This window comes from Stenotrophomonas sp. STEN031, from assembly GCF_056759975.1.
In genome coordinates, this window is the sequence record NZ_JBRREA010000055.1 from 1 (window position 1) to 23,804 (window position 23,804).

The window sequence follows — 23,804 nt, forward strand, 5'->3', positions numbered from 1 at the left end:
GGGGTTGCCGTGGGTGTGCGGGGGTCGGGGGGGGGGGGGGCGCGGGGCTCGCGGGGGGGGCGGGCCCCCCCCGCCCCCCCCGGCGCCCGCCCCGCCCCCCCACTACAAGGGATGCTGGGATGTCTTTGCCGAGCACGGCTCGGCACTACATCGGAGCGTTGTCTTTCGGGCAAAAGAAAAGCGGGCACAAAGCCCGCTTTTCTTCTCAGCGATACAACACCGCAGCCTTATTCGGCCGGGGTGCCCTCGCCTTCTTCAACGGCCTTCATCGACAGGCGGATACGACCCTGCTTATCGACTTCCAGCACCTTGACCTTGACCACATCGCCTTCCTTCAGCACGTCGCCAACCTTCTCGACGCGGTCGCTGGAAATCTGCGACACGTGGACCAGACCGTCCTTGCCCGGCAGGATGGTGACGAATGCACCGAAGTCCATGATCTTGGCGACCTTGCCTTCGTAGATGCGGCCCGGCTCGACGTCCGAGGTGATCTGCTCGATGCGGGCCTTGGCAGCCTGGGCAGCGGCGTTGTTCACCGAAGCAATGGTGATGGTGCCATCGTCCTGGATGTCGATCTGGGTGCCGGTTTCCTTAGTGATGGCCTGGATGGTGGAACCACCCTTGCCGATCACTTCGCGGATCTTGTCCGGGTGGATCTTGATGGTCAGCAGGCGCGGCGCGTAGTCCGACAGCTCGGCACGCGGGGAGGTCAGGCCGTGGGCCATTTCACCCAGGATGTGCAGACGGCCAGCCTTGGCCTGCTGCAGTGCCTGCTTCATGATCTCTTCGGTGATGCCTTCGATCTTGATATCCATCTGCAGGGCGGAGATGCCCTCGGCGGTACCAGCGACCTTGAAGTCCATGTCGCCCAGGTGATCTTCGTCACCCAGGATGTCGGACAGGACGACGAAACGCTCGCCTTCCTTGACCAGGCCCATGGCGATACCGGCAACCGGCGACTTGACCGGCACGCCGGCGTCCATCAGGGCCAGCGAGGAACCGCAGACCGAAGCCATCGACGAGGAGCCGTTGGATTCGGTGATTTCCGACACCACGCGGATCGTGTACGGGAAGGCTTCCAGCGACGGCATCACAGCCAGCACACCGCGCTTGGCCAGACGGCCGTGGCCGATTTCACGACGCTTCGGCGCACCGAAACGACCGCACTCACCGACCGAGTAGGGCGGGAAGTTGTAATGGAACAGGAAGTTTTCCTTGTACTCACCGGCAACGGCGTCGATCACCTGGCCATCACGGGCGGTGCCCAGGGTGATGGTCACGATGGCCTGCGTTTCACCGCGGGTGAACAGCGAGGAACCGTGAGTACGCGGCAGCACGCCGGTCTTCACGGCGATCGGGCGGACGGTGTCCAGCGCACGGCCGTCGATGCGGACCTTGGTGTCCAGCACCGCGTTACGCATGGTGCTGTATTCCAGCTCGCCGAATTCCTTCGACAGCTCGGCCGGGTTCCAACCTTCAGCGGCAACGCGGCCTGCCAGGGTCTCGACCACGTCCTTCTTGATCGCCGAGATCGCGTCACGACGCTGCAGCTTGTCGCGCACCTGGAAGGCTTCGCCGAGCTTGCCGCCGACGGCTTCCTGCAGGGCGCTGATCAGCGCGGTGTTCTTGGCCGGGGCAACCCAGTCGCTCGGCTTGGTGCCGGCTTCAACGGTCAGCTCGTTGATCGCGTTGATGACCTTCTGCATTTCGCGGTGACCAAAGGTCACGGCGCCCAGCATCACGTCCTCGGACAGCAGCGCGGCTTCGGATTCCACCATCAGCACGGCGTTGGCGGTACCAGCGACCACCAGCTCCAGCTGCGATTCCTTCAGCTCCGACACGGTCGGGTTGAGGATGTACTGGCCGTCCTTGTAACCAACCTTGGCAGCGCCGATCGGGCCCTTGAACGGGGTACCGGCCAGCGACAGGGCGGCCGAAGCACCGATCAGGGCGGCGATGTCGCCGTCCACTTCCGGGTTCAGCGACATCACCGTGGCGATGATCTGCACTTCGTTCTTGTAGTCTTCCGGGAACAGCGGACGGATCGGGCGATCGATCAGGCGCGAAATCAGCGTCTCTTTTTCGGTCGCACGGCCTTCACGCTTGAAGAAGCCACCCGGGATACGGCCACCGGCGTAGAACTTTTCCTGGTAATCGACGGTCAGCGGGAAGAAGTCCTGGCCTTCGCGCGCGCTCTTGGCGGCGACGGCAGTGACCAGCAACACGGTGTCGTCCATCTTGACGATGACTGCGCCGCCGGCCTGACGGGCGATTTCGCCAGTCTCAAGCGTGACGGTGTGTTTGCCGTACTGGAAGGTTTTGGTGATTTTTGCCACGGGGGATCCTTGAAATGCTTTCTTAGATTGGTCCGATGCCAACCCATGCTGGCAGCGGCTGGCCGGGCGGTTCCGGCCGGTCTACTACGATTTTGAAGCGCTTAAAACAAAGCCGCGGCGCATCGCTGCGCCGCGGCGGATATCGATTAACGGCGCAGGCCGAGCTTTTCGATCAATGCTTTATAGCGTGCGACATCCTTGTTCTTCAGGTAGTCGAGCAGGCTACGGCGGCGGTTGACCATCTGCAGCAGGCCACGGCGGCTGTGGTGATCCTTCTTGTGTTCCTTGAAGTGGCCGGTCAGCAGTTCAATGCGAGCGGTCAGCAGGGCGACCTGCACTTCCGGGGAACCGGTGTCGGCAGCGCCGCGCTTGTTTTCTTCAATGACTTTCTGGGTGTCGATCGACATGATTTTTCTCTTCAGATGCGGGGCCAGCAGGAACGTCTCAAGACGCACCGCACAGCTCGCCGATTAATAGGCTGCCCATAGAAGCGGACAGTTGCCCTTTTGAGGGCCGCAAAATTGTAACGGTCACGACCATCCGGGACAAGGCAAACCTCACCGGCAAGCCTGGATCCGCTCCTGCCCGTTCAGAGATTGAACCGGCGCTGCGGCCCCAGTCGCCCACCTTCCTCGACCTGGCCCAGTCCCAGCGGCTGGCCACCGTCGCCGTAAACCACCACCAGACCTGGCGGCCAGGCCGGATTGCGCAGACGCTGCCCGAGACAGAACCGGGCGGCCTGTGCGCTGTCCAGCTCGACCCGGGGAAACTGGCTCAGGCCCTGTTCGATCGGCAGCAACCATTCCAGCAGAGCGGCTTCATCCCCGGATTCAGCTATCGCGCGCAGGGCATCCAGACCGATCATCCGCGGCGCCATGAACGGTTCCACCCACAGCCGGCGCAGCGCGGTGACATGCGCACCACAGCCGAGCAGCTCGCCCAGATCCCGCGCAATGCTGCGGATATAGGTACCGGAGCCACACGTCACCCGCAGCGTCAGGCGCTCGCCTTCACGGGCCAGCACTTCAATGGACTGCACCTGCACTTCGCGCTCGGGGGCTTCAATGGCCTCACCGCGGCGCGCCTTGGCGTACAGCGGCTCGCCCCCCTGTTTCAATGCCGAGTAGATCGGCGCCCGCTGCAGGATGCTGCCCGTCAGGCTGGCCAAGGCCGCCTGCAACTGCGCGTCGCTGATTTCAGGCACCGGCCGCTCGCGCAGCACCGCGCCGTCGGCATCATCGGTATCGGTGGTGCTGCCGAGCCGGATTTCAGCGTCATAAGCCTTGGCCGAGCCCAGCAACAAGCCGGCGATCTTGGTCGCTTCGCCAAAACACAGCGGAAGAAGACCGGTGGCCAGCGGATCAAGGCTGCCGGTATGACCACCCTTCTCGGCACGGAACAGACGACGCGCAACCTGCAGCGCCGTGTTGGAGCTCATGCCGGCCGGCTTGTCGAGCAGAACGATGCCATCCAGGCGGCGGAATTGGATTCGGGGACGCATGCAACACCATGGGCAGGCCGCTGCGGGTTCGGCGCAGCCGGCAGAAAACAGGAAAGTCACCTACGCCAGCTTGCGTAGGCCAGACATGACAACAGCCCTTACGGGCTGCTGCGATTACGCTTTATCGTTGCCCTTGTCGGCGTCGGACTCAGGCGGCGGCGCCAGGTCGCGCAGCAGATTGTCGATGCGCTCGCCACGATCGACCGAGTCGTCGTAGTGGAAATGCAGTTCCGGCACATGCCTCAGCTTCATTGCCTTGGCCAGCGACATGCGCAGCTCGACCGACAACTCACGCAGGCCCTTCATCGCCTCATCCGCACGCTCCGGCATCAGCGCGGTCACGAAGATCTTGGCATGGGCCATGTCACGGGTGACTTCCACGTCCGACACGCTGACCGAGGGCAGCCCGAACTCGCGCACGGCGGCATGCACCAGCGTGCCCAGATCACGACGGATCTGTGCAGAAACACGGTCGGTACGATGGAAAGTCTTAGGCATCAGGCAAGTATCAGCAATAAAGAGTGAATTTCAATGAAACCGGAAGGGAACCGCTCGCAGCAACCGCATCCACGGCCACAACTCGCGATTCCCCGACCCAGCTGCTGGAGGTTCCGCTCGTCAGGATCCGCCTCAGCGAATCCCGACTCCCGGCACCTCGATCGCAGCCGTTACAGCGTGCGCGGCACTTCGATACGTTCGAAGCACTCGATCTGGTCGCCCGGCTTGACGTCGTTGTAAGCCTTCACGCCGATACCGCACTCGGTACCGTTGCGAACTTCCTCGACGTTTTCCTTGAAACGACGCAGCGATTCCAGCTCGCCCTCGAACACCACCACGCTGTCGCGCAGCACGCGGATCGGCTTGTTCCGCTTCACCACGCCCTCGATGATCATGCAGCCTGCAACCGCGCCGAACTTGGAGCTGCGGAACACGTCGCGGACCTGCGCGATACCGATGATCTCTTCGCGGATTTCCACGCCGAGCAGACCGGAGGCCACCTGCTTCACCTGGTCGATCACGTCATAGATGATCGAGAAGTAACGCAGGTCAACGCCGTTGGATTCAATGATGCGACGGGCCGAAGCGTCCGCACGCACATTGAAGCCGATGACGGTGGCCTTGGAAGCCACGGCCGAGTTGGCGTCGGACTCGGTGATGCCACCCACGCCGGAGTGGATCACGTTGATGCGGATGTCGTCGTTGGACAGCGCGACCAGCGCCTGGCTCAGTGCCTGCACCGAACCCTGCACGTCGGCCTTGATCAGCAGGTTCAGCACCTGCTGGCCTTCACCCTTGCCCAGCTGCGCCATGATGTCTTCCATGCGGCTACCCGCAGTGGCGACCAGACGCGACTCGCGACGCTTGGTTTCACGGGTCTGCGCAACGTCCTTGGCCAGGCGCTCGTCCTCGACCACAACGAAGTCATCACCGGCTTCCGGCACGCCGGACAGACCCAGCACCTGCACCGGAATGGACGGACCCGCTTCGCCAACCTGGCTGCCGGTTTCGTCGAACAGTGCACGCACACGGCCGTACTGGATACCGCACACCAGGTAGTCGCCCTTCTTCAGGACGCCCTGCTGCACCAGCACCGTCGCGACCGGGCCGCGGCCCTTGTCCAGCGAGGATTCGATGACCACGCCACTGGCGCGACCATCGGCCACGGCCTTCAGCTCCAGCACTTCGGCCTGCAGCGAAATCGCATCCAGCAGGTCGTCGATGCCCAGGCCGGTCTTGGCCGAGATTTCCACCATCTGCACGTCACCACCGAACTCTTCGGCAACGACCTGCTCGGCGAGCAGTTCGTTCTTGACGCGCATCGGGTCGGCCGAGGCCTTGTCGATCTTGTTGATGGCCACCACGATCGGCGCATTGGCGGCGCGAGCGTGCTGGATGGCTTCCTTGGTCTGCGGCATCACGCCATCGTCGGCGGCGACAACCACCACCACGATATCGGTCAGCTGCGCACCGCGGGCGCGCATCGAGGTGAACGCGGCGTGGCCCGGGGTATCGAGGAAGCTGATCACACCCTTCGGCGTGGTCACATGGTACGCACCGATGTGCTGGGTAATGCCGCCGGCTTCGCCATTGGCAACCTTGGTACGGCGGATGTAATCCAGCAACGAGGTCTTGCCGTGGTCGACGTGACCCATGATGGTCACCACCGGCGCACGCGGCACCGCCACGCGCTCGTCGGCATCGCTGATCGCCAGCAGTGCGTCTTCGGCGTCGTTGTCGTTGGCACGCACGACCTTGTGGCCGAGTTCCTCGACAACCAGTGCAGCGGTGTCGTGATCGATGGACTGGGTGATGGTGGCCATCACACCCATCTTGAACAGCGCCTTGACCACCTCGCCGCCCTTCAGGGCAAGCTTCTGGGCCAGATCGGCCACGGTGATGGTGTCGCCAACGGCGACTTCACGCACCACCGGTGCGGTCGGACGTTCGAAGGCGTGGCTGCCGCCACCGCTACGCGATGCGTCATTGCCGCGACGGCCCTGCGGTGCACGCGCACCCGGACGACCGCGCGAATTACTGTTGTTGCTGTTGCCACGACGGGCACGATCAGACGCCGACAGATGCAGCTGGCCGCCGAAACGGTTGCCATCGCCACCTTCGTTGCGCTTGCCCGGCTTTGCATTGGCATTGGCGTTGTTGCCGCGATCCTCGCGCACGGGGGCGCGGGTCGGGGCAGCCGCTGACGGCGCGTGGCGTGCATTGCGCGCCGGCGGTGCATCCGCCTCGACCTCAACCGGGGCCGGCTTTGCAGCGGCGGCCTTGGCCGCCTCTTCAGCAGCCCGCTTCTCGGCTTCGACGCGGGCGCGCTCGGCTTCTTCGGCCGCCTTCTGGGCAGCAATGCCTTCGTCGCGGGCGCGGTCCTTCTCGGCCAGCATGCGCTGCTCTTCGAGATTGCGCTGACGCGATTCCTCGAGCTTGCGCAGGATGTCCGCGCGCTCCTCGTCCGGCGTCATCGCAGCCTTGCCACCTTCCGGCTTGACGTAGGTACGCTTCTGGCGCACTTCGACATTGACGGTGGTCTTGCTACGGCCAGCATTGACGGTCACTTCCTGATGCTTGCGGCGGTTCAGGGTGATCTTCTTCGATGCGGCGTCAGCCTCTTCGACCGGCTGCTCTTCCTTGCCATGTGAACGGCGGAGGAAGCCAAGCAGCTTCACTTTCTCGGTACTGGTCACGACCTGGTCGGGACCGCTGAACTTCATCCCGGCCTGGGACAGCTGTTCAAGCAGTTTCTCGACCGGCGTATTGACCAGTTCGGCGAGCTTGCGGATGGTGGTTTGCTGCGACATTCGGATCCTATGATCTTGTTTGCGCTCCCTCGTCACGAACGAAGGCAGCGCGGAGTCTACGCCCTGAGCGGCTCAGGGCACTGTTCATCGCTGGCTCATTCGCCACGCTCCAGGCGGGCGATCTCCTCGGCGCGGGCTGCCAGGACCAGCGCCGCGGCGCGCTCCAGATCCATGCCCTCGATGCCGAACTCCAGAACCTCGTCGGCAGCCAGGTCCGACAGATCCTCACTTGTGCGCACACCGTGGCCAGCCAGCGCGTACGCAGTAGCCTCATCCATGCCCTTCAGTGCCAGCAGGTCGGCTGCCGGCACACCGCCGTCAGCCCCCTCTTCCACCGCCAGCGCTTCATTGAGCAGCGCATCGCGGGCGCGGGCACGGAGTTCTTCGACGATATCTTCGTCGAAGCCTTCCACTGCCAGCAACTCACCAACCGGCACGTAGGCAATTTCTTCCACCGTACCAAAGCCTTCCGACACCAGGATGCCGGCAATTTCCTCATCCACTTCCAGCTTGTCCATGAACAGCTGACGGGCAACGCCCTGCTCGGCTTCCGACTTGGCGGTCACCTGGTCCTGGGTCATCACGTTCAGCTGCCAACCGGTCAGGCGGCTGGCCAGGCGCACGTTCTGGCCGCCCTTGCCGATGGCCTGGGCCAGGCGGTCTTCGGCCACGGCCAGATCCATCGAGTGCTTTTCTTCATCGACGATGATCGACTGAACCTCGGCCGGCGCCATCGCGTTGATGACGAAGTTGGCCGGATTGTCATTCCACAGCACGATGTCGACGCGCTCACCATTGAGCTCGTTGGACACCGCCTGCACGCGCGAACCGCGCATGCCGATGCAGGCGCCGATAGGATCGGTGCGGCTGTCGTGGGCCAGCACGGCGATCTTGGCGCGGTCGCCCGGGTCACGTGCACAGGCCTTGATCTCGACCAGGCCCTGGCCGACTTCCGGCACTTCCAGCTTGAACAGCTCGATCATGAATTCCGGGGCGGCGCGGCTGATGAACAGCTGCGGGCCACGCGGTTCCGAACGCACTTCGGCCAGGTAGCCGCGCACGCGGTCGCCGGCACGCAGCACATCACGCGGAATACCCTTGTCCTTCGGGATGAAGGCTTCGGCATTGCCGCCCAGGTCCACGTAGATGTTGCCGCGCTCAGCGCGCTTGACCACACCGGTGACCAGTTCGCCAACGCGATCCTTCCATGCATCCACCACCTGCTGGCGCTCGGCTTCGCGCACGCGCTGGACGATGACCTGCTTGGCAGCCTGCGCTGCGATACGGCCGAAATCGGGGTTTTCAATCTGCTCTTCGATGAAATCACCGATTTCGACGCCATCGGCCTCGTCCACGGCGTCCATCAGGCGGATCTGGCGATCCGGCGACTCCATCACCACGTCATCGGCAACCACTTCCCAGCGACGGAAGGTCTCGTAGGTACCGTCCTTGTGGTTGATCGACACGCGCGCCAGCACTTCCTGGTCGGGGTAGCGCTTCTTCGCCGCCGAAGCCAATGCCGCTTCGATCGCATCAAAAATGACTTCGCGCGGCACGCCCTTCTCGTTGGCGACTGCGTCAACTACCAGCAAAAGTTCCTTGCTCATCGGCTCACTCCGCGCGCGGCTTTTTGGCCGCCGTTTCGTTATTGGAATTATTCTTGGCCTTGCCCTGCTTGGGGGCCGGACCCGTCGGTTTGGTCGGTGCCAGGCCAAGCGCGGCCCAGTCCGGAATGATGCGTGCCTTGTCGATGTTGTCGAACGAGGCCACGAACGGCTTGTTGTCGACGACAAAGGTCACCGTGCCCTGGGCCGCGTCCACCGCGACGATCTCGCCCTGCAGGCGACGGCGATTTTCCTGCGGCAGCTTCAGGCCGACCTTGGCGGATTCGCCGATGGCCTGTTCGAACTGGGCCAGCGTGAACAGCGGACGATCCACACCCGGCGAAGACACTTCCAGCGTGTAGTTGCCGCTGATGGGGTCTTCGACGTCAAGCTGGGCCGACACTTCGCGGCTGACCCGCTCGCAGTCGTCGATATTGACCATGCGCTCGGGCTGCTCAGCCATCGGCACATCGATATACAGGCGCAACGTTGCACCGCCCGGTGCCGGCAGATACTCGGCGCCCAGCAACTCGAGCCCCAACGCCTGCACGGTGGGGCTCAGCAGATTCGCGATTTCAGTAGCCTTGTCGCTCACAGCCTGCCTTGATTCGTAAGTTAGAGAACGGTTGTCACCCAACCGGGGTTTCTGATTTCCAGAAACAGCAAAGGGCCCACATGGGCCCTTTGTCCGTTTGGATCCGATGACCGGATCCCGGTTGCAAGAACGGAAGCAGCCGTTCTTGCGAGCCCAACTTTTGCCTCATCAACACATCGTGTTGCAAAGACCGAAGCTGGTAGCGGGGGCAGGATTTGAACCTGCGACCTTCGGGTTATGAGCCCGACGAGCTGCCAGACTGCTCCACCCCGCATCAGAAGCGGAATTATGAAGTAACCAAGCCGATAATGCAAGACTTATTTACTTCGCGTTTCTCACAAGAAGCTGGAGAAACCCGGAAAAACCCTTCCGGTTGAATCACTTATCAGGTGATTCCGACCTTCCCGCTGGGCGGTGAGGCCGTCAACTCAGGAGATGAATAATACACACTTCGCGCAGATTTGTAACGTTTTTTATTACAAATGTGCAAAAGAATTGCGCATCCACTCCATCAGCGGACCCAAGCCGAGCGGCAGGAACAGCAACAGGATGGAATTCACGCCCAGCACGATGCCCAGGATGCGGTCATTGTTGCGCGGCAGCGGCTCGCCGACCGGCTCATCGAAGTACATGACCTTGATGACACGCAGGTAATAGAAGCAACCGATCACCGCGCAGATCACACCTACCATCGCCAGCCACAGCAGGTCGCCATTGATGGCCGCGCTCAGCACCGACAACTTGGTCCAGAAGCCGAGGAACGGCGGGATACCCGCCAAAGAGGCCATGATGCACAGGACCAGACCGGCCATCCACGGGCTACGCGCGTTCAGGCCCTTGAAGTCCTCGATGTTCTCGGCTTCAAACCCGGCGCGCGACAAGGCAATGATCGCGCCGAACGCGGCCGTCGACATGATGGCGTAGGCAATGGCGTAGAACAGCGCGGCCGAATAGCCCTGCTCACCGCCACCGGCGATGCCCATCAGCAGGAAGCCGATGTGCGACACGGTCGAGTAAGCCAGCATACGCTTCAGGTTGGTCTGGGCAATGGCCATCAGGTTGCCGACGACCAGCGACAGTGCCGCCAGGCCAGCCAGCACGTACTGCAGTTCGGTCGACAGTGGGCCCACGCCCATTTCCAGCAGGCGGTAAGCCATGCCGAACGCCGCCAGCTTCGGCGCCGAGCTGATGAACAGCGCGACCGGCGCCGGCGCACCCTGGTAGACGTCGGGCAGCCACATGTGGAACGGGGCAGCACCCAGCTTGAAGGCCACGCCGGCAACCATGAACACCGCACCGGTCAACAACAGCAGACGCTCGTCGGAATGGGGGATGGCGGCGTGGATCACATCCAGGTGCAGCGAACCGGTGGCACCATAGATCAGCGACATGCCATACAGCAGCAGGCCCGAGGCCAGCGAGCCCAGCACGATGTACTTCATGCCGGCTTCGGCAGCGAGCTTGTTCTCGCGGTTGCTGGCAACCAGCGCGTAGGAACACAGCGCCAACAGCTCCAGGCCGAGGTAGACCATCAGCAGGCTGCCGGCCGACACCAGGATCATCATGCCGGCGGTGGCGAACAACATCAGCACAGGGATCTCGCCCTGGTACAGGTTGCGCTCGCGCAGGTAGCTCCAGCCGTAGATCAGGCTCAGGCCGCTGACCAGCACCACGACGGTCTTCATGACGTCGGCAGCGTTGTCACGGATGAACATCCCGTGGAACACCTCGCCCTGCCCGCCCACGCCGTTCAACAGCATGATGAAGGCGACAGCGAGGATGGCCACCGAGATGAAGTGGGTCCAGACCTTGTGCCGGTTGCTGATGAACAGATCAAGGATCAACAGGGCAAAGGCACCGCCAATCACCACCAGTTCGGGCAGCAACGGCAGCAGGTCGGTCATGGTCAACGGCAGAGGCGTCGGCGTGGTCATCATCAAATCCTGGAATCAATACTCTCGACGGGCCGCTTACAGCAGCTTGCTCGAAGCGATCTGCATCGCCAGATGGGCGATGGACGGCTCCATCAGGTCGGTCAGCGGCTTGGGATAGAAGCCCAGCACCAAGGTGCCAACGGCAAACACGCCCATTACCAGCCACTCACGACCATTCATGTCCTTCAGTTCGGCAACGTGCGCATTGCCCACCTCACCGAAGAACACACGCTTGTACAGCCACAGCGAGTAAGCAGCGCTGATGATCAACGTGGTCGCAGCACCCAGTGCCACCAGCGGGTTCCACTGGAACGCAGCCAGCACGATCATGAACTCGCCGACGAAGCCACTGGTACCCGGCAGGCCGGAGTTGGCCATGAAGAACAGCAGCGCGAAGGCGGCAAACCAAGGCATCACGTTGACCACGCCGCCGTAGTCGGCGATGCGGCGGCTGTGCATGCGGTCGTACAGCACGCCTACGCAGGAGAACATCGCACCGGACACGAAACCGTGCGAAACCATCTGCACCATCGCGCCCTGCAGGCCCAGGCGGGCGGCGTCCGCGTTGCCTGCGTCACGCACCAGCCACAGTGCGGTGAAGGTACCCAGGGTGACGAAACCCATGTGCGCGACCGACGAATAGGCGATCAGCTTCTTCATGTCGTCCTGCACCATCGCCACCAGGCCGACGTAGATCACCGCCACCAGCGACAGCGCGATCACCAGCCAGGCCCACTCGTGGCTGGCATCGGGAACGATCGGCAGGTTGAAGCGCAGGAAACCATAGCCACCGATCTTCAGTGCGATCGCGGCCAGGATCACCGAACCGGCGGTGGGCGCTTCCACGTGCGCGTCCGGCAGCCAGGTGTGCACCGGGAACATCGGCACCTTGACCGCGAAGGCGATCAGGAACGCAAAGAATATCCAGGTCTGCTCCTTGGCAGAGAGCTGCAGCTGGTACAGGTCGACCAGCTGGAAGCTGCCGCCCTTCAGGTACAGGTAGATCAGCGCCACCAGCATCAGCACTGAGCCGAGGAAGGTGTACAGGAAGAACTTCATGGCAGCGTAGATACGACGCGGGCCGCCCCAGACACCGATGATCAGGAACATCGGGATCAACATGGCTTCGAAGAACACGTAGAACAGCATCGCGTCGGTCGCGGCGAAGATGCCGACCGTCACGCCCTCCAGGATAAGGAAGGCGGCCACGTACTGGTTGACGCGCTTGTCGACCACGCCCCAGGCGCCGATCAGTGCCAGCACGCCGATCAGCGTGGTCAGCAGGATCAGGGCGATGGCGATGCCGTCGACCGCCAGGTTGTAGCCGATGTCGAACGCCGGGATCCACGGGTGCTGTTCGACGAACTGCATCACATCGGCAGCGCCGCGGTCGTAACCGCTGAGCAAGCCGAGGCTGAGCAGGAGGGTGAGCAATGCCACCGCCAGGGACGCCCAACGGGCGGCCTGGGCGTTGCGCACAGCGAGGATCAACGCACCGCCGAGGATCGGCAGCCAGATGAGGATACTAAGTAGAGGCCAGTTCGACACGTCTTCTATTCCGTACAGGTCAACGCCAGAAATGCATCAGCACGCCCAACAGGGCAATCAGGCCGATGATCATCGCGAACGCGTAGTGGTAGAGGAAACCGGATTGGGTGCGGCGCAACAGGTTGGCAGCCAGGTCGACCAGACGCGCCGAACCATTGACCATCACCCCATCAACGACCGTGCTATCAACGGCACGGGCGGCCTTGCCGAGCTGCACACCACCGCCGGCAAAGCCGTCGATCCAGAGCTTGTCGAAGCCGTACTTGTTTTCCAGCACCGAAACCACCGGTGCCAGGGTCTTGCGAGCCTGCCCTGCCAGTTCCGGCTTCCAGATGTAGAACACCCAGGCCAGCGCGAAACCTGCAACGGTCAGCCAGAACGCCGGCATCTGCATGCCGTGTATCGCATAGGCCACCGAACCGTGCCAGAACTCCTTGCCCACCTCGGCGATGGTGTCGCGCGCCGGGTCGTAGAAGTCGACGATGCCGGTGAAGAACGACATGGCCTGGCCGGGGATGCCAACAGCGGCAGCATGACCATCCCAGCCGGTACCAAACAGCATCGGGCCAATGGTGAAGAAGCCGATGAGGATGGACGGGATGGCAAGCAGGATCAGCGGCACGGTCACCACCAGCGGCGACTCGTGCGGCTCGTGCGCACCATGACCGTGGTGGTCATCGTGGCCGTGGCCATGATCAGCGTGGTGATCATCGTGTGCGTCGCGGAAGCGTTCCTTGCCGAAGAAGGTCAGGAACAGCAGGCGGAAACTGTAGAAGCTGGTGACGATCACGCCACCGAGCACCGCCCAGTAACCGTACAGGGCAACCCAGCCAGCCTCGGCAGCGTGCGCATGCATCGCGGCCGCTTCGATGATGGTGTCCTTCGAGTAGAAACCCGAGAAGAACGGCGTCCCCACCAGGGCCAGCGTACCGATCCACATGGTGATGTGGGTAACCGGCATGTATTTGCGCAGGCCGCCCATCTTCATCATGTTCTGCTCATGGTGCATGCCCATGATGACCGAACCGGCACCCAGGAACAGCAGCGCCTTGAAGAAGGCGTGGGTCATCAGGTGGAATACGGCGCCCGAGTAGGCCGACACACCGAGTGCAACCGTCATGTAGCCCAGCTGCGACAGCGTGGAATACGCAACCACACGCTTGATGTCGGTCTGCACGATGCCGATCAGGCCGGTGAAGAACGCGGTGGTGGCACCGATGAACAGGATGAAGTCCAGCGCGGTCTGCGACAGCTCGAACAGCGGCGACATGCGGGTGACCATGAAGATACCCGCGGTGACCATGGTCGCGGCGTGGATCAGCGCCGAGATCGGGGTCGGGCCTTCCATCGAGTCCGGCAGCCAGACGTGCAGCGGAACCTGTGCCGACTTGCCCATCGCACCGATGAACAGGCAGATGCAGATGATGGTCGCCACGCTCCACTGGTGGTCGCCGATCAGCTGCACCATCGCGTGACCGGTCACATCCGAGCCCAGCACGGTGCTGGCGTTGGCGAACACGGTGGCGTAATCCAGCGAACCGAAGGCCCACAGGATGCCGGCGATGCCGAGCAGGAAGCCGAAGTCACCAACGCGGTTGACCAGGAAGGCCTTCATGTTGGCGAAGATGGCCGTGGGCTTCTTGAAGTAGAAACCGATCAGCAGGTACGACACCAGGCCCACCGCTTCCCAGCCGAAGAACAGCTGCAGGAAGTTGTTGCTCATCACCAGGGTGAGCATCGAGAAGGTGAACAGCGAGATATAGCTGAAGAAGCGCTGGTAGCCATCGTCCTCGGCCATGTAGCCGATCGAGTAGATATGCACCAGCAGCGACACGAAGGTCACCACCACCATCATCATCGCGGTCAGGCGATCGATCATGAAACCGACATGCGCCGCATATTGGCCGACTTCAAAGAAGGTGTAGACGTTCTGGTTGAACGGCTGCGCCCCACCCCACAGCAGCTGGGAGAAGATGTAGGCCGACAGGCCGCAGCTGATCGCCACGCCCAGGATGGTGATGTACTGGGCGCCCTTGCGCCCCACCTGACGACCGAACAGGCCGGCGATGATGCTGCCGAACAGCGGTGCCAGCACCACTGCAATCAACAGACTCTTGGAGAGAGTGATTTCCATCTTCGGATCAGCCCTTCAGCGAATCGACTTCGCCCACGTTGATGGTGTGGCGAGTACGGAACAAGGTCACCAGGATCGCGAGGCCGATTGCAGCTTCGGCTGCGGCCACGGTCAGGATGAAGAACACGAACAGCTGACCGGCGGTGTCGCCGAGCTCACGCGAGAAGGCGATGAAGTTGATGTTCACCGACAGCAGCATCAGTTCGATCGACATCAACAGCACGATGATGTTCTTCCGGTTGAGGAAGATGCCGGCAACGCTGATGCAGAACATCACCGCACCGAGTGCGAGCATATGGCCCAGGGAAATCATGGCTTGGCCTCCTCGCCACCGTCATGTTGCGTATCGACCTGCACCACCGGCTTTTCGGCGGCCATCTTGACCATGCGCAGGCGGTCTTTTGCCTTGGTCATGGTCTGTGCGGTCGGGTTCTGCGTCTTCAGGCCCTGGCGACGGCGCAGGGTCAGCATCACGGCTGCCACCACGGCCACGGTCAGGATCACGGCAGCAAACTCGAACGGCAGCAGGTATTCGGTGAACAGGCTGCGTGCCAGCCAGGTGATGTTCGACGTATCGGCAGCCACCGCCGCGGCGTTGTCCACCGGGAACGGTGCGGTGCGCGCCTTGACCCCGATCAGGGTCAGCATCTGCACCAGCATCACCACCGCGACCACCAGGCCGACCGGCAGGTAACGCACCCAGCCTTCACGCAGGTTGGTGGTGTCGATGTCCAACATCATCACCACGAACAGGAACAACACCATCACCGCGCCGACGTACACCAGCACCAGGGTGACGCCAAGGAACTCCGCCCCCACCAGCAGCCAGACGCAGGCGATGGAGAAGAACGTCAGGATCAAGCACAGCACGGCGTATACCGGGTTGCGCACACTGATCACCGCTGCCGCGGAAATGCCGGCAATGATGGAGAAGAACCAGAAACAAATATTTACCCAATCCATCTCAAGACCTCAGCGGAAGGCGGCGTCGGCGGCGCGGCGCTCGGCGATTTCGGCTTCAAGCCGGTCGCCCAGTGCCAGCAGCTGCGGCTTGGTGATGATGTTCTCGCCACGCTTCTCGAAGTGGTACTCGAGAATGTGGGTCTCGACGATCGAGTCCACCGGGCAGCTTTCTTCGCAGAAGCCGCAGAAGATGCACTTGAACAGATCGATCTCGTAACGCGTGGTGCGGCGGGTGCCGTCTTCGCGCTTGGCCGAGTCGATGGTGATGGCCAGTGCCGGGCACACCGCTTCGCACAGCTTGCAGGCGATGCAGCGCTCTTCACCGTTGGGGTAACGGCGCAGGGCATGCAGGCCACGGAAGCGCGGCGACTGCGGGAATTTCTCCATCGGGTACATCACGGTGTACTTGGGCTTGAACGCGTACTTCAGCGTCAGCCACAGGCCACCGAGCAACTCGAGCAGCAACAGACTTTTGAAATAGTGGGTGATCTTATTCATGAATCAAACGCCCTTCTGGATCACGCCGTAGAACACCATCAGTGCCGTCACCGCGATCCAGAAAATGGTCAGCGGGATGAACACCTTCCAGCCCAGACGCATGATCTGGTCATAGCGGAAGCGCGGGAAGCTGGCACGGAACCAGATGTACGCACTGGCGAAGAACAGCACCTTCAGCAGCAGCCACGGCCAGCCGCCGGTCCAGATCCAGTTGATCCACGGCGAGATGTCTGCCGTGATCCAACCCTGGAGCGGGCTCAACCAGCCACCGAGGAAGAAGATCGAGATCAGGAAGCTGACCAGGATCATGTTGGCGTACTCGGCCAGGAAGAACAGTGCGAACGCACCGCCGGAGTACTCCACCATGTGGCCGGCCACAATTTCCGACTCGCCTTCGACCACGTCGAACGGCGCGCGGTTGGTTTCGGCAACGCCGGACACCCAATACACGACGAACAGCGGGAACAGCGGCAGCAGGAACCAGTCGAACAGGCCCGAATTACCCTTCTGCGCCAGTACGATATCGGTCAGGTTCAGGCTGCCGGCGGCGATCATCACGCCAACCAGGGCAAAACCCATCGCGATTTCGTAGCTGACCACCTGTGCGGCCGAACGCATCGCACCGAGGAAGGCGTACTTGGAGTTGGATGCCCAACCGGCCAGGATCACGCCGTACACGCCCAGCGAGGTCATCGCCAGCAGGTACAGCAGGCCGACGTTGGCGTTGGACAGCACCAGCTTGTAGTCGAACGGAACCACGGCCCACGCCGCGAACGACGGTGCCAGCACGATCAGCGGCGCGATGACGTACATCGCCTTGTGGGCGCTGGCCGGCGCGATGATTTCCTTGAACAACAGCTTGGTGACGTCGGCGAAGGCCTGCAGCAGGCCACCAAGACCGACGTACATCGGCCCGTGGCGGACGTGCATCCAGCCGATCAGCTTGCGCTCCCACAACACGTAGAAGGCAACCGAGATGATGATCGGCATGGCGATCACCAGGATCTTCAGCACCGTCCACAGCACGATGCCGATATCGCCCAGGGCCAGAAACCACTGGTGCAGCGGATCGACCGCGTTCAACAGCAACTCGTTCATGCAGCCACCACCGTTACACGTGCGGCACCCAGCGGCGCGGTTGCGCCGTGGCCCGATTCAATCCACACCGTGCCGGCGGCGACGCGAGCGTCAACCACCACCGACAAGGTGGCGCGGCCGGCGTCGGTGCCGACCTTGGCCATCTGGCCTTCGGTCAGCTGCAGACGCGCGGCGTCATCGGCATTGAGCACGATGCGCGGATCATTGTTGAGCGGATGCGACTGCAGCGCCTGCGCGCGACGCACGACGGCGTCGGTGCGGTAGATCGCCGGGGTCGAAGCCACTTCGAAGCCCTCGCCTGCCGGCTGCGGCTGTGCCGAAGCGGACACCTTGACGGTCACCGGCTGCAGGCTGGCACGCAGGCCGGCCAGATCGGTGAAGCCGAAACCGGCCAGCTGCAGGTCACCACCGAGGGCACGCAGCACGCGCCAGCCCTCGCGGGCCTCGCCTTGCAGCTTGCCACCGGCACGGGCGACCTGGTTGCGGCCGTCCAGATTGGTCAGCGTTGCGTCGATTTCCGGCAGCGCGCCGATCGGCAGGATCACATCGGCCACATCGCGGGTCGAGGTGCAGGCGAAGTGGCTGAAGGCCACAACCTTGGCACCGGCCAGCGCCTTGCGGGCAGCGGCGGTATCGGCGAAGTCCAGACCCGGCTCGATGCCGTACAGGGCATAGGCCTTGCGCGGCTGCGCCAGCATTGCATTGACGTCCTTGCCGGCCGGCAGCACGCCAGCCTGGGCCAGGCCCACGGCATTGGCACCCTGCGGGATGCGGCACAGCTTGGCGCCGGTGGCAGCGGCAAACGCGCTGGCGGCCGAACGGATCGCAGCAGCCTGCGGATGATTCTCGGCAATCGCACCGACGATGATGACGGTGTTGTTGCCAGCCTTCACTGCATCGACCAGCTGCGCGTTGCCCAGCGTCTCGACGAAGCGTGACGGTGCAACGATGTGCTTGCCAGCCAGCTTGAACGCGAAGTCGAAATCGACCGGGTTGATCGAATGGATCTTGGCGCCGTTGGTGGTCTGTGCCTTGCGCAGGCGAGCGTGCAGCAGCGGCAGTTCGTGGCGGATATTGCTACCCAGCACAACGATCTGGTCGGCGTGCTCGATCTCGGCCAACGACATGCCGAACACTTCGGCAACCGGGGCGTCGGAGAAATCGCGGTTGTTGATGCGGTGGTCGATGTTGTTCGAACCCAGGCCAGCGGCCAGGCGGGCCAGCAATGCGCCCTCCTCGTTCGACGTCGCCGGGTGCACCAGCACGCCGAGCTCGTCGCCACGGTTGGCTTCGAAGATTTCACGTGCAGCGGCCAAGCCTTCGGCCCAACTCACTTCCTTCCACTCGCCATTGACCTTCTGCAGCGGCTTGACCGCGCGGTCAGCCGAATACAGGCCCTGGTGCGAATAACGGTCACGGTCCGACAGCCAGCACTCGTTGACCAGCTCGTTGTCACGCGGCACAGCGCGCAGCACTTCGCCACGGCGCACGTGCAGGAACAGGTTGGAACCCATCGCGTCGTGGTAACCCAGCGACTCGCGTGCGGTCAGTTCCCACGGGCGCGCCTTGAACTGGAACACCTTGTTGGTCAGCGCACCGACCGGGCACACGTCGATGACGTTGCCGGACAGCTCGGTGGTCAGCGGCTTGCCGTCATAGGTGCCGATCTGCAGGTTTTCACCGCGCGACATGCCACCCAGCTCGTAGGTGCCAGCGACTTCAGCGGTGAAGCGCACGCAGCGGGTGCACTGGATGCAGCGGGTCATCTCGGTGGCGACCAGCGGCCCCATGTCCTCGTCGACCACAACGCGCTTGCGCTCGTTGAAGCGGCTGACCGAGCGGCCGTAGCCCAGCGACACGTCCTGCAGCTCGCACTCGCCGCCCTGATCGCAGATCGGGCAGTCCAGCGGGTGGTTGATGAGCAGGAACTCCATCACCGAACGCTGGTACTTGAGCGCCTTTTCGTTGCGGGTCTGGATCTTCATGCCATCCATGACCGGGGTGGCACAGGCCGGCGACGGCTTGGGCGACTTTTCAACGTCGACCAGGCACATGCGGCAGTTGGCGGCGATCGGCAGCTTCTCGTGGTAGCAGAAGCGCGGAATCGGAATGCCGGCCTTGTCGGCGGCCTGGATGATCATCGAACCCTTGGGTACGACCAGGGTCTGACCATCGATATCGATGGTGACGTGATCCGGCGGTACGTTGGGATTTACCGGTTGCGCGCTCATGCGGCAGCAGCCTCCACCTTCTTGCCGTCAACCATCGAATGACCGTTGACGATGTAGTACTCGAATTCGTTCCAGAACTGGCGCAGGAAGCCTTGGATCGGCCACGCTGCCGCCTCACCGAACGCACAGATGGTGTGGCCTTCGATCTGGCCGGCCACCGTCTTCAGCTGATGCAGGTCTTCCATCGTGGCCTGGCCGGCAACGATGCGCTCCAGCACGCGGTGCATCCAACCGGTGCCCTCACGGCACGGGGTGCACTGGCCACAGGATTCCTTGTGGAAGAACTGGCTGATGCGGCAGGCGAACTTGACGCAGCAGACGCTGTCATCCAGCACCACGATGGCCCCCGAACCCAGGCCCGAGCCCAGTGCGCGGATGGTGTCGTAGTCCATCGGCAGGCCCTTGAGCTGCTCGGCGGTCAGCACCGGCATCGACACGCCGCCCGGAATCGCCGCCTTCAGCGTACGGCCCGGACGCAGACCACCGGCCATCGCCAGCAGGTCATCAAAGGTGGTGCCCAACGGCACTTCGAAATTGCCGCCCTTGGTCACGCAACCGGAGACCGAGAAGCACTTCGGGCCACCGTTGTTGGTCAGGCTCAGGTTCTTGAACCATTCCGGGCCGTTGCGGATGATCGCCGGCACCGAACCATAGGTTTCGGTGTTGTTGATCGTCGACGGCTTGCCGTACAGGCCGAAGTTGGCCGGGAACGGCGGTTTGTAACGCGGCTGGCCCTTCTTGCCTTCCAGCGACTCCATCAATGCGGTTTCTTCGCCGCAGATGTAGGCGCCAGCGCCGAGTGCGCCATAAATGTCGATGTCTACGCCGCTGCCCAGCACGTTCTTGCCCAGCCAGCCGTGCTTGTAGGCATCGGCCAGGGCCTGCTCGAAATGCTCGAACGGCTCGTGGTGGAACTCACCACGCAGGTAGTTGTAGCCCACGGTCGAACCGGTGGCGTAGCAGGCGATCGCCATGCCTTCCACCACCGAGTGCGGGTTGTAGCGCAGGATGTCGCGGTCCTTGCAGGTACCCGGCTCGGATTCATCCGAGTTGCACAGGATGTACTTCTGCACATCGCCCTTGGGCATGAAGGACCACTTCAGGCCGGTCGGGAAGCCCGCGCCGCCGCGGCCGCGCAGGCCGGACTGCTTGACCATCTCGATGACGTCGGCCGGCGCGATCTTCTCTTCGATGATCTTGCGCAGCGCGGCGTAGCCACCGGTCTTCAGATAGCTTTCGTACGACCACGGGGTGTCGTAGTGCAGCGTGGTGTAAACCACGTTGTGCGGAAGCGGCGCCGGTCCGACCGGGCCCTTGGATTCGTGGTGTGCCATGCCTTACTCCAGCCCGTCCAGCAGCGCGTCGACCTGGTCCAGCGTCAGGCGCTCGTGGTAATGACCGTTGATGACCATCATCGGTGCGCCCGCGCAGCCAGCCAGGCACTCTTCCTCTTTCTTGAGGTAGACGCGGCCGTCTGCAGTCGATTCACCGTGCTTGATGCCCAGCTTCTTCTCGCAGTGGCGGACGATGTCGTCGGCGCCGTTGAGCCAGCAGCTGATGTTGGTGCAGATGGCGACGTTGTTGCGGCCCACCTTCTCGGTCTCGAACATCGAGTAGAAGGTGGCAACCTCGTAGGCCCACACGAACGGCAGGTCCAGGTACTTGGCAACAGCGGCGATCAGCTCGTCGCTCAGCCAGCCCTGGTTCTGCTCCTGCGCGGCATGCAGACCCTGCAGCACCGCCGAACGCTTGCGCTCCGGCGGGAACTTGGTCAGCCAGTGATCGATGTGAGCGCGTGTCTTGTCGCTCAACACCACCATCGGGTCGACGTCGCGCGCCGCCTCGTAATTACCCGTCGCCTTCATCGGCCGACCTCAACGAATACCAAATTCTGAAAAACCGATGCCTGCGGCAGCAGGGCTGCGCAGGCAACGGGCGATGTGTGGCTCGCCGGCATTACCGGTCAACCTCACCGAACACCAGGTCGTAGGTACCGATCATCGCCACCACGTCGGCCAGCATGTGGCCGCGCACGACCGAATCGATCGACGACAGGTGGGCGAAGCCCGGTGCGCGCAGGTGCGCGCGGAACGGCTTGTTGGCACCGTCGGACACCAGGTAGCAACCGAACTCGCCCTTGGGCGCTTCGACCGCTGCATAGGTTTCACCAGCCGGGACGCAGTAGCCTTCACTGAACAGCTTGAAGTGATGGATCAGCGCTTCCATGTCGTCCTTCATCTCGGCGCGAGCCGGCGGAGCGACCTTGAAGTTCTTGACCATCACCGGGCCGGGGTTGGCCTTCAGCCACTGCACACACTGCTTGATGATGCGGTTGGATTCGCGCATCTCGGCAACGCGGACAAGGTAACGGTCGTAGCAGTCGCCGTTGGTGCCCAGCGGCAGGTCGAAATCGACCGCATCGTACTTGGCATACGGCTGCTTCTTGCGCAGGTCCCAGGCAATGCCCGAGCCACGCAGCATCACGCCGGTCATGCCCCAGGACAGCGCGTGTTCCGGGGTGACCACGCCGATGCCAACGGTACGCTGCTTCCAGATACGGTTGTCGGTCAGCAGGGTTTCGTATTCGTCGACGCGCTTGGGGAACTCATTGGTGAAGTTCTCCAGGAAGTCGAGCAGCGAGCCCTCGCGCGAGGCGTTCAGGCGCTTGAGCGCATTGCCCTTGTGCCAACGCGATTCCTTGTACTTGGGCATGGTGTCCGGCAGGTCGCGGTACACGCCGCCCGGACGGTAGTACGCCGCGTGCATGCGCGCGCCGGAGACTGCCTCATAGCAATCCATCAGCTCTTCGCGCTCACGGAAGGCGTACAGCATTACCGCCATCGCACCCAGATCCAGGCCGTTGGAGCCCAGCCACATCAGGTGGTTCAGGATGCGGGTGACTTCATCGAACAGGGTACGGATGTACTGCGCACGCTCCGGCACTTCGATACCCACCAGGGTTTCGATGGCGCGGACATAGGCGTGCTCGTTGCACATCATCGAGCAGTAATCCAGGCGATCCATATAACCGATCGACTGGTTGAACGGCTTGGACTCGGCCAGCTTCTCGGTCGCGCGGTGCAGCAGGCCGATATGCGGATCGGCGCGCATGATGGTTTCGCCATCCATTTCCAGGATCAGGCGCAGCACACCGTGCGCGGCCGGATGCTGCGGGCCGAAATTCATCGTGTAGTTGCGGATCTCCTGCTTCGCTTCGGCAGGATTGCTCGCAAAGGCCTGCGAGGCCTGGTGGAATTCCCTCTTTACGTCCGCACTCACTTGCTTGCCTCCGTCTGCGCGCGCTCGCCTTCAGCGGTCTGGAAACGGGCATCGTCGCGGATAACACGCGGCACGCCTACGCGCGGCTCGACCGAAGTCACCGGCTCGTAGACCACACGCTTCTTTTCTTCGTCGTAACGCACTTCGACGTTGCCGATCAGCGGGAAATCCTTGCGGAAAGGATGGCCCACGAAACCGTAGTCGGTCAGGATGCGACGCAGGTCCGGGTGACCTTCGAAGATCACGCCGTACAGGTCGAACGCTTCGCGCTCGAACCAGTTCAGGCCCGGGTAGATATCGGTCAGCGAGGCCACCACCGGCAGCGACTCGCTCGGCGCGTAGCAGCGGATGCGCAGCAGCTGGTTGTGCTGGTAGGAACGCAGCTGGCAGACCACCGCAAAGCGCTGCTTCGGCATGGCGTCCGGCTGCGCGCCCTCGGCAGTTTCGTGACTGGGGAATTCACCCCAGGCGAAACGACCGGCGCCACTGCCTTCCACGCCACGGCTGAAGCCATGCGAGGAAACGTCCGAGGTATCCCACTCGTCGCTGCCGTAGCCGAGGTAATCGACGCCGCACAGGTCGGTGGCATGTTCGAAACCGAGTTCGTCACGCAATGCCAGAGCGGTTGCGTGCCAATCGGCAACAGCCACTTCCAGCGTTACTTCGCCGCGCGGTTCGACCACCACAACCTGCGCACCGGCAAAACGGGCGCGAAGTTTATCGATGAGAGAAGGTGCTTGCTGGGCCATGGGGGCTGGCGTGCTCTTGATTTGAA

The 23,804-nt window shown here is 62.9% G+C and carries 19 protein-coding genes and 1 tRNA gene; all 20 read right to left on the reverse strand.

All coding sequences use genetic code 11. The features are described from left to right. Positions 1 to 227: 227 nt before the first annotated feature. Positions 228 to 2,336 (reverse strand): polyribonucleotide nucleotidyltransferase, encoded by a 2,109-nt coding sequence (gene pnp / locus ACVOLQ_RS18350; protein ID WP_313173610.1) that lies wholly within the window; start codon positions 2,334 to 2,336, stop codon positions 228 to 230. Between the two features lie 146 nt (positions 2,337 to 2,482). Continuing rightward, entirely contained in the window at positions 2,483 to 2,743 is a 261-nt protein-coding gene (rpsO, locus tag ACVOLQ_RS18355; protein WP_057626688.1) for a 30S ribosomal protein S15, read from the reverse strand. A gap of 182 nt (positions 2,744 to 2,925) precedes the next feature. Then, entirely contained in the window at positions 2,926 to 3,837 is a 912-nt protein-coding gene (gene truB / locus ACVOLQ_RS18360) for a tRNA pseudouridine(55) synthase TruB (RefSeq protein ID WP_481528877.1), read from the reverse strand. 114 nt (positions 3,838 to 3,951) lie between these two features. Continuing rightward, on the reverse strand, positions 3,952 to 4,335 hold the full coding sequence (gene rbfA, locus ACVOLQ_RS18365) for a 30S ribosome-binding factor RbfA (RefSeq protein ID WP_313173608.1): 384 nt from the start codon (positions 4,333 to 4,335) through the stop codon (positions 3,952 to 3,954). A gap of 170 nt (positions 4,336 to 4,505) precedes the next feature. Next, entirely contained in the window at positions 4,506 to 7,145 is a 2,640-nt protein-coding gene (gene infB, locus ACVOLQ_RS18370) for a translation initiation factor IF-2 (protein ID WP_313173607.1), read from the reverse strand. A gap of 95 nt (positions 7,146 to 7,240) precedes the next feature. Next, a complete protein-coding gene (nusA, locus tag ACVOLQ_RS18375; protein WP_313173606.1) occupies positions 7,241 to 8,752 on the reverse strand; it encodes a transcription termination factor NusA in 1,512 nt (503 codons plus the stop codon). Between the two features lie 4 nt (positions 8,753 to 8,756). Continuing rightward, positions 8,757 to 9,344 carry a ribosome maturation factor RimP gene (gene rimP, locus ACVOLQ_RS18380; protein ID WP_313173605.1) on the reverse strand — a complete coding sequence of 196 codons (588 nt, stop codon included), beginning with the start codon at positions 9,342 to 9,344 and terminating at the stop codon, positions 8,757 to 8,759. A 197-nt stretch (positions 9,345 to 9,541) separates the two neighbouring features. After that, positions 9,542 to 9,618: transfer RNA gene (locus tag ACVOLQ_RS18385), tRNA-Met, on the reverse strand. A gap of 202 nt (positions 9,619 to 9,820) precedes the next feature. After that, positions 9,821 to 11,278 (reverse strand): NADH-quinone oxidoreductase subunit NuoN, encoded by a 1,458-nt coding sequence (gene nuoN / locus ACVOLQ_RS18390; RefSeq protein WP_313173604.1) that lies wholly within the window; start codon positions 11,276 to 11,278, stop codon positions 9,821 to 9,823. Positions 11,279 to 11,314: 36 nt separating this feature from the next. Then, positions 11,315 to 12,826, reverse strand: a complete 1,512-nt coding sequence (locus ACVOLQ_RS18395; RefSeq protein WP_481528878.1) for an NADH-quinone oxidoreductase subunit M — start codon at positions 12,824 to 12,826, stop codon at positions 11,315 to 11,317. 19 nt (positions 12,827 to 12,845) lie between these two features. Beyond that, a complete protein-coding gene (gene nuoL / locus ACVOLQ_RS18400) occupies positions 12,846 to 14,960 on the reverse strand; it encodes an NADH-quinone oxidoreductase subunit L (protein WP_481528879.1) in 2,115 nt (704 codons plus the stop codon). Between the two features lie 7 nt (positions 14,961 to 14,967). Further along, the gene (nuoK, locus tag ACVOLQ_RS18405; protein ID WP_054656949.1) at positions 14,968 to 15,273 is read right to left on the reverse strand and encodes an NADH-quinone oxidoreductase subunit NuoK; all 306 of its coding nucleotides are present in this window, start codon (positions 15,271 to 15,273) and stop codon (positions 14,968 to 14,970) included. Then, complete coding sequence (locus tag ACVOLQ_RS18410; protein ID WP_313173601.1) at positions 15,270 to 15,923, reverse strand: NADH-quinone oxidoreductase subunit J; 654 nt, start codon at positions 15,921 to 15,923, stop codon at positions 15,270 to 15,272. Before ACVOLQ_RS18410 ends, nuoK begins: the two co-directional genes overlap by 4 nt. 9 nt (positions 15,924 to 15,932) lie before the next feature. Further along, positions 15,933 to 16,421 carry an NADH-quinone oxidoreductase subunit NuoI gene (gene nuoI, locus ACVOLQ_RS18415; RefSeq protein WP_057626697.1) on the reverse strand — a complete coding sequence of 163 codons (489 nt, stop codon included), beginning with the start codon at positions 16,419 to 16,421 and terminating at the stop codon, positions 15,933 to 15,935. 3 nt (positions 16,422 to 16,424) lie between these two features. Continuing rightward, positions 16,425 to 17,519 (reverse strand): NADH-quinone oxidoreductase subunit NuoH, encoded by a 1,095-nt coding sequence (gene nuoH / locus ACVOLQ_RS18420; RefSeq protein WP_312369905.1) that lies wholly within the window; start codon positions 17,517 to 17,519, stop codon positions 16,425 to 16,427. Beyond that, positions 17,516 to 19,750 carry an NADH-quinone oxidoreductase subunit NuoG gene (gene nuoG / locus ACVOLQ_RS18425; protein WP_481528880.1) on the reverse strand — a complete coding sequence of 745 codons (2,235 nt, stop codon included), beginning with the start codon at positions 19,748 to 19,750 and terminating at the stop codon, positions 17,516 to 17,518. The genes nuoH and nuoG overlap by 4 nt, the downstream gene beginning before the upstream one ends. Further along, complete coding sequence (gene nuoF / locus ACVOLQ_RS18430) at positions 19,747 to 21,084, reverse strand: NADH-quinone oxidoreductase subunit NuoF (protein WP_313173598.1); 1,338 nt, start codon at positions 21,082 to 21,084, stop codon at positions 19,747 to 19,749. Before nuoF ends, nuoG begins: the two co-directional genes overlap by 4 nt. A 3-nt stretch (positions 21,085 to 21,087) precedes the next feature. Next, entirely contained in the window at positions 21,088 to 21,615 is a 528-nt protein-coding gene (nuoE, locus tag ACVOLQ_RS18435; RefSeq protein ID WP_313173597.1) for an NADH-quinone oxidoreductase subunit NuoE, read from the reverse strand. Positions 21,616 to 21,706: 91 nt separating this feature from the next. Further along, the gene (locus ACVOLQ_RS18440; RefSeq protein ID WP_481528884.1) at positions 21,707 to 22,936 is read right to left on the reverse strand and encodes an NADH-quinone oxidoreductase subunit D; all 1,230 of its coding nucleotides are present in this window, start codon (positions 22,934 to 22,936) and stop codon (positions 21,707 to 21,709) included. Between the two features lie 89 nt (positions 22,937 to 23,025). Then, the gene (locus ACVOLQ_RS18445) at positions 23,026 to 23,778 is read right to left on the reverse strand and encodes an NADH-quinone oxidoreductase subunit C (RefSeq protein WP_313173596.1); all 753 of its coding nucleotides are present in this window, start codon (positions 23,776 to 23,778) and stop codon (positions 23,026 to 23,028) included. Positions 23,779 to 23,804: the final 26 nt, after the last annotated feature.